Raw genomic sequence first — 6,637 nt, forward strand, 5'->3', positions numbered from 1 at the left:
GACCATCGGGCTTGGCTGAAATGGGTGCTGGACGGAGCCTCCGGCAGGGCACAGACTGCGCTGGACGATCACGTGGTGCTGGAGCGGACAGGGTGGGGGGATGCTCGGTGCTGCGCATTCACTTCACCGCCGAGGATCTCGCCCGGACCCGCGTGGCCGTGACGGTCGGCGTGGCCGCCGAGACGATGTACAGCCTGAGGCTGCTGCGCGACTGCGCCACCGCGGCCCTGCCCTTCCACCCCTGGCAGGCGGCGGTCCGAGGGCGGCTGGGTGCGCGGGCCCGCCCGTTCACGAGCCTGCTGGCCCTGGACGGCCCGGACATCGACCTGACGGTGCTGATGGGCGACACTCCGTCGGTCGAGGAGGGCATCGAGAACCTGCTCCGGGCATCGCCGGCCATGCTGCTGACCGAGCTCGAACACATCGACTTCCATCCCGCCCAGCTGGCATGGGCCCGGAACCTGGCGGGAGGCGACCTCGAAGCCCGCAAGGACTACGCCGCGGGACTCGCCGCCTGCCACGAGGCGCTCGTCGCCCCCTACTGGAACAGCGCGAGATCCCATGTGGAGGGCGTCCGGGCGACCTTCGCCCGCACCGTGCTCGACGGCGGGATCGAACGCCTGCTGGAGAGCATGTGCGCCCCCCTGGCGCGCTGGCGGCCGCCCGTACTCGAAGTGCAGTACCACCGGCACGTCGAGGCCCACCTCGGGGGCCGCGGACTCGTCATCGCGCCGACGGTCTTCCTGTGGCGGAGCGCGGCCCTGCTGTGGGACACCCAGGACGGCACCGCGGCGCCCACCCTCGCCATACCCACCCTCGGCGACGCGGCGGCGGCCGCCGCGCTGTGGGATGCGGCACGGGCCGCGGACCAGTCGCTGGGCGCGCTGCTGGGGCGCACCCGGGCCGCCGCACTGAAGGTGGCCACCGAAGGGTGCAGCACCACCGAGCTGGCGCGCCGCCTGAACGTGTCGATCGCGGCGGCGAGCGAGCATGCGACCGTCCTGCGCAACGCCCATCTGATCACCACCAGCCGACGCGGCAAATCGGTGGTGCACACCGTCACTCCGCTGGGCGCCGAGCTCCTGCGGAGCCCGCTGACCGAGCACGGCTGACCCCGGAGCCCCCGCCCGCTCCGGCCAGCTCGCGCTCGGCGCTCTCCAGCAGCATGTCCAGCGCGACCGGATAGGCGCTGTGCGGCATCCGGGCCGCGAGGAGTCCGGCGGTGGCCGCGATGTTCGGGTACGTCCCGGCCGGCAGGCGGGCGTACGTCGACTCCCACCGCTCCTCGTCGGACTCCCGGGCCTGCTCGGTCAAGGCCAGGGACCCCGCGTCGAGCGCCGCGAAGGCCAGGCACTGGTCGATGTAGGCGTGGTAGATCCGCACGGCGCCCTCGTCACCGAACCCCGCGCCGCGCAGACTGCCGAGAATGGCCTCGTCGGCCGCGATCTCCCGGGGCCGGCCGCTGACCCGGCTCGCCGTCAGCAGGGCGGCCTGGGGATGGGCGAGGTAGGCGCCGTGGATGCGCAGGCCCAGGGAACGCAGGTCCTCGCGCCAGTGCCCGGTGGGGACCCAGCCGGCGAGGGCCCGGCCGATGAGCTCCTCACCGATGGCCAGCGTGAGCCCGTCCATCCCGTCGAAGTAGCGGTAGAGGGTGCTGGGGTCCGCGCCCAGGGCGGCGCCGAGCCGCCGGGCGGTCAGGCCCGCGCTTCCGTGCTCCCGCACCATCCGCAGCGCCGTCTCGACGATCAGCCGCTCGGTGAGCACCGTGCCTTGCCGGGTCGGACGCCGCCGCCGGCGGGCCTCCTCCGGAACCACGTCCTTCGGCATCGCGGACTCGCCCCCTGGACTGTTCGGTGCCCCGGCCGCGGTTGCGGCCGCAGGCCGCGGCCTTATGCCAACACCATTGACCTTAACTCTTCGCAGGCGGTTCCATCAGCCCCCTGGGGCGCACGCCCCACCGAGAAAGGACCTCGTCATGCGTGTTCTGCTTGTGGGCGCCGGCGGTGTCGGGAGCGCGATCGTCAAGATCGCCGCCCGCCGCGGCTTCTTCGACCGATTCGTCGTCGCCGACTACGACCTGGCCCGCGCCGAGGCCGCGGTCGCCGCCCTGGGCGGTGCGGAGCAGCGCTTCGCCGCCTGCCGCGCGGACGCCTCCGACGAGGAGGGAGTCGCCCGGCTGCTCACCGAGCACGGGTGCGACGTCCTGATGAACGCCACCGACCCGCGTTTCGTGATGCCGCTGTTCCATGCCGCTCTCGCGGCCGGCGCCCATTACGTGGACATGGCCATGTCCCTGTCCCGGCCGCACGCCGAGGACCCGTACGGCACCTGCGGGGTGAAGCTCGGCGACGAGCAGTTCGAACGGGCCGCGGAGTGGGAGAAGTCGGGCCGGCTCGCCCTCGTCGGCATGGGGGTGGAGCCCGGGCTCTCGGACGTCTTCGCCCGCTACGCGGCCGATGAGCTCTTCGACGACATCGAGGAGATCGGCATCCGGGACGGGGCCGATCTGTCCGTCGAGGGATACGAGTTCGCACCGTCCTTCAACATCTGGACGACGATCGAGGAGTGTCTGAACCCCCCGGTCGTGTACGAGCGCGAGCGCGGCTGGTTCACCACCGAACCCTTCAGCGAGCCCGAGGTCTTCGACTTCCCCGAGGGCATCGGGCCCGTGGAGTGCGTCAATGTCGAGCACGAGGAGGTCCTCCTCGTCCCGCGCTGGGTCGGAGCCCGCCGGGTCACCTTCAAGTACGGCCTCGGCGACGACTTCATCGGCAAGCTCAAGACGCTCCACGCGCTCGGCCTGGATTCCACCGAACCGGTCACCGTGCGCGGCGAGGACGGCAGCCCGGTCCGCGTCTCACCGCGCGACGTGGTCGCGGCCTGCCTGCCCGACCCGGCGACCCTCGGGGACCGGATGACCGGCCGCACCTGCGCCGGGACCTGGGTCAAGGGCACCAAGGACGGCCTGCCCCGCGAGGTGTACCTCTACCACGTGGTCGACAACCAGTGGTCCATGCGCGAGTACGGCTCGCAGGCCGTGGTCTGGCAGACCGCCGTCAACCCGGTCGTCGCCCTCGAACTGCTCGCCACCGAGGCGTGGTCCGGGTCCGGGGTCCTCGGCCCGGAGGCCCTGCCGCCCCGCCCCTTCCTCGACCTGCTCACCGCGTACGGATCCCCCTGGGCGATCCGGGAACAGGACCCGAGCCCGGCCCCGGGCCCGGCGTAGCGCCGCAGGGGTGTCCCTCCGCGTTGGAGGCCGTGGGGGGCGGGGCGGACCGCTGGGGCGTCGGACCCGTCAGCGTTCCGACAGCTCCGAGGGCGCTTCCTGGACCACCCAGCCGTTGCCGTCCGGGTCGCTGAAGGTCAGGAAGGAGTTCCAGGTGTCGCCCTTGCCGTCCTCCCAGCCCTTCTCGCCGATGTGCCGCACCGGCGACACCTCCACCCCGCGCGCCGTCAGCTCCTCCCGAGCGGCCTCGATGTCGGTGACGCAGAGCTGCAGGCCCTGCAGCGTGCCCGGTGCCATCTGGCGCGTGCCGGGCGCCGGGGGCATCCCGTGCTCCAGCGCGATCGAACAGCGCGAGCCGGGCGGCGTCAGCTGGATGATGCGGATGCCGGGCGCGACCTCGCTGTCGAGGTCGACGGTGAAGCCGGCCTTGTCCGCGTAGAACTCCTTCGACCGGTCCATGTCGGTGACGGGGACCGGAACCACTTCGAGCGTCCAGTTCATGACGGATCTCCTCGGAACACGAATGGTGCAGTGAAGGTCCACCGTCGCCCAAAGGGCGCCCGTGTGCGAGCCGAAACGCGGTACGCGGCACATCTGGCGGTGGGTGGGGAGGATCTCCGGCCGGGGCTGCCGTGCAGGGCGGTCAGGGTGACTCCTGACCGCCCTCCTCGCGGGCGAGGCGAAGGGCGAGTTCCTGCAGGATCGCGTCGGTACCGGGCTCCGCGCCGGTCTGGTCGTAGGCGTAGGCGACTGCCGCGAAGGCGGCGATGAAACCGTTCACCAGAGCGCTGAGCGGCGCGGAGAGCTGATCGAGCACGGCGCCGCCGACCTCTTCGGGGGCGGCTCCCTCCGGCACCAGGAAGTGACCGGGGGTCACTTCCGCCAGCAGCTCGGAGGCGAGGCCTTCGCCGACGTCCGCGCGCAGGGCCGTCAGTGCGGCGATGGCTTTGAGTTTGATCTCGTTTTCGTGCACCGCCCGAGACTACGACGCCGCGAGCGGGAGGGAGCCCCTCATTCCCGCGCCAGCCCGCCCCGCGCGATGACGTCCGCGTACCAGCGCGCACTGTCCTTCACCGTCCGGCGCTGGGACGCGAAGTCCACGTGGACGATGCCGAACCGCTTGCTGTACCCGTACGACCACTCGAAGTTGTCCAGCAGGCTCCACAGGAAGTAGCCGCGCACGTCCACGCCGTCCCGGATCGCCCGGTGCACGGCCGTCAGGTGCGCGTCCAGGTACGCCACCCGTTCCGGGTCGTGGACCTGCCCCTCCGGGTCCGCGTAGTCGTCGTACGCCGCCCCGTTCTCCGTCACCAGGAGCGGCAGGTGGGGGAGTTCGTCCCGCAGCCGGGTCAGCAGCTCGTACAGGCCGTCCGCGTCCACCGGCCAGTCCATCGCCGTGCGCGGGCCCGCCGCAGGGCTGAACGCCACGTGCTCCTCGGCGCCCGCCCAGGGGGCGGGGGAGGCGGACGAGCCCGCCGAAACCACGCTGGGGGAGTAGTAGTTGATGCCCAGCGAGTCGATCGGGGTGGAGGTGACCTCCAAGTCGCCGGACCGCACGAACGACCAGTCCGTGATCCCCGCCGTGTCCTCCACCAGGTCCTGCGGCAGCCGCCCGTGGAAGACCGGGTCCACGAAGATCCGGTTCGCCACCGCGTCGATCCGCCGCACCGCGTCACGGTCCGCCGCGGTGTCCGTCAGCGGGCGCAGGGCGTGGAGGTTCAGCGTCAGGGAGATCTCGGCGGTGGACGGGAGGCGCTCGCGCAGCACGCGGGCCGCGGCTCCGTGCGCGAGGTTGAAGTGGTGGGCGGCGCGCAGTGCGGCGAGGTCGCTGGTGCGGCCGGGGGCGTGGACCCCGTTCCCGTACCCGAGGAACGCCCCGCACCAGGGCTCGTTCACCGTGGTCCACGTCGTCACCCGGTCGCCCAGGGCGCGGGCCACCAGGTCCGCGTACTCCGCGAACCGGTGTGCGGTGTCCCGCTCGGGCCAGCCGCCCGCGTCCTCCAGCTCCTGCGGGAGGTCCCAGTGGTAGAGCGTCACGACAGGCCTGATCCCCTTCGCCAGCAACTCGTCCACCAGACGCCGGTAGAAGTCCAGGCCGCGCTCCACGGCCGGGCCCCGTCCCGTCGGCTGGACCCGGGGCCAGGAGACGGAGAAGCGGTAGTCCGTGACGCCGAGCTCCTTCATCAGCCGCACGTCGTCGGGCATCCGGTGCAGGTGGTCGGCGGCGATGTCGCCGGTGTCACCGTTGCGGACCTTGCCGGGCGTGCGGCTGAAGGTGTCCCAGATGGAGGGCGTCCGGCCGTTCTCGGTGGCCGCCCCCTCGATCTGGTAGGCGGCGGTGGCCGTGCCCCAACGGAATCCGGCGGGGAAAAGGAGCCCCGTACCGGTCCCGGGGCGGGTGCCCGTGGAGGTCGCCGGGCGGGCGTCGACAGCGGTCATGGGACGGACACTCCAGGAAGTAGGGGAAGAGGAGGGCGGATCGGAGGGAGAGCCGGCCGGGCCGGCGGGCAGGCTTCAGCCCTTCACGGCTCCCTGCATGATGCCGCCGACGATCTGCCGGCCCAGCAGGCCGAAGACGAGCAGCACGGGAAGCGTGCCGAGCAGCGTGCCGGCCATGATGACCGACTGGTCGTTGACGTATCCGCCGCCGAGCTGCCGCAGGGCGACCTGCACGGTCGGCTCCTGCGAGGACAGCGCGATGACGGGCCAGAAGAAGTCGTTCCAGGCCGCCATGAACGTGAGCATCCCGAGCACCGCCATCCCCGGCCGCGCGATCGGGATCACGATCGACCAGAAGATGCGCGCCGTGGAGGCCCCGTCCACGCGGGCCGCCTCGATCAGTTCGTCCGGCAACGACTGGATCAGGTACTGGCGCATGAAGAACACCCCGAACGCCGACACCAGACCCGGCAGGATCACCGCCTGGAGCTGGTTCACCCAGTGGAGTTCGGCGATCAGCATGAACAGCGGGATCACCCCGAGCTGCGGCGGGATCATCATCGTCCCGATCGTCAACGCCAGGAGCGCGCCCCGGCCGCGGAACCTCAGCTTGGCGAAGGCGAAGCCGGCGAGCGTGCAGGAGAGCACCGTGCCCACGGTGACGGACCCGGAGACGATCAGCGAGTTGAGCAGCGCCTTGCCGATGTCGGCCTCTTCGAGGACCGCCTCGACGTTCTTCATCAGGTTCGGGCCGGGCAGCAGGCTCGGCGGCACCCGCGCCAGGTCCGCGTTGGACCGGCTCGCCGCGACGATCGTCCAGTAGAAGGGGAACGCCGAGACCAGCAGGGCGCATCCGAGGATCAGATAGGCGATCCAGCCGCCCGTCATCGTCCTCCCGGCCCCGTCGCCCCCGGGGCTCTTCACGGGCCAAGCCCGGGCAGATTTCCAGCGTGCTCACGGGACTGCCTGGCG

7 protein-coding genes are annotated in these 6,637 nt (G+C 71.9%); 2 read left to right on the forward strand and 5 right to left on the reverse strand.

Going from position 1 to position 6,637, the window contains the following annotated elements; genetic code table 11:
* Positions 1-107 precede the first annotated feature (107 nt).
* The gene (locus tag ACWCP2_RS33110; protein WP_450912256.1) at positions 108-1,112 is read left to right on the forward strand and encodes an ArsR/SmtB family transcription factor; all 1,005 of its coding nucleotides are present in this window, start codon (positions 108-110) and stop codon (positions 1,110-1,112) included.
* Here ACWCP2_RS33110 and ACWCP2_RS33115 read toward each other — a convergent pair.
* Positions 1,060-1,827 (reverse strand): TetR/AcrR family transcriptional regulator, encoded by a 768-nt coding sequence (locus tag ACWCP2_RS33115; RefSeq protein ID WP_450912257.1) that lies wholly within the window; start codon positions 1,825-1,827, stop codon positions 1,060-1,062. The genes ACWCP2_RS33110 and ACWCP2_RS33115 overlap by 53 nt on opposite strands.
* Positions 1,828-1,975: 148 nt before the next feature.
* Between ACWCP2_RS33115 and ACWCP2_RS33120 the strand changes: the two genes are divergently transcribed.
* Positions 1,976-3,226, forward strand: a complete 1,251-nt coding sequence (locus tag ACWCP2_RS33120; RefSeq protein WP_450912258.1) for a saccharopine dehydrogenase C-terminal domain-containing protein — start codon at positions 1,976-1,978, stop codon at positions 3,224-3,226.
* Positions 3,227-3,295: 69 nt separating this feature from the next.
* Here the strand turns inward: ACWCP2_RS33120 and ACWCP2_RS33125 are convergent, their stop codons facing one another.
* From ACWCP2_RS33125 to ACWCP2_RS33140, 4 genes are all read right to left on the reverse strand, one after another.
* On the reverse strand, positions 3,296-3,727 hold the full coding sequence (locus tag ACWCP2_RS33125; RefSeq protein WP_450912259.1) for a VOC family protein: 432 nt from the start codon (positions 3,725-3,727) through the stop codon (positions 3,296-3,298).
* Positions 3,728-3,869: 142 nt separating this feature from the next.
* Positions 3,870-4,199 (reverse strand): hypothetical protein, encoded by a 330-nt coding sequence (locus tag ACWCP2_RS33130; RefSeq protein WP_450912260.1) that lies wholly within the window; start codon positions 4,197-4,199, stop codon positions 3,870-3,872.
* 38 nt (positions 4,200-4,237) lie between these two features.
* A complete protein-coding gene (locus ACWCP2_RS33135; protein WP_450912261.1) occupies positions 4,238-5,665 on the reverse strand; it encodes a GH1 family beta-glucosidase in 1,428 nt (475 codons plus the stop codon).
* Between the two features lie 75 nt (positions 5,666-5,740).
* Positions 5,741-6,553: a carbohydrate ABC transporter permease gene (locus tag ACWCP2_RS33140; protein ID WP_450912264.1), complete on the reverse strand. Its 813-nt coding sequence runs from the start codon at positions 6,551-6,553 to the stop codon at positions 5,741-5,743.
* Positions 6,554-6,637: the final 84 nt, after the last annotated feature.

This window comes from Streptomyces sp. NPDC002104 (genome assembly GCF_053593795.1).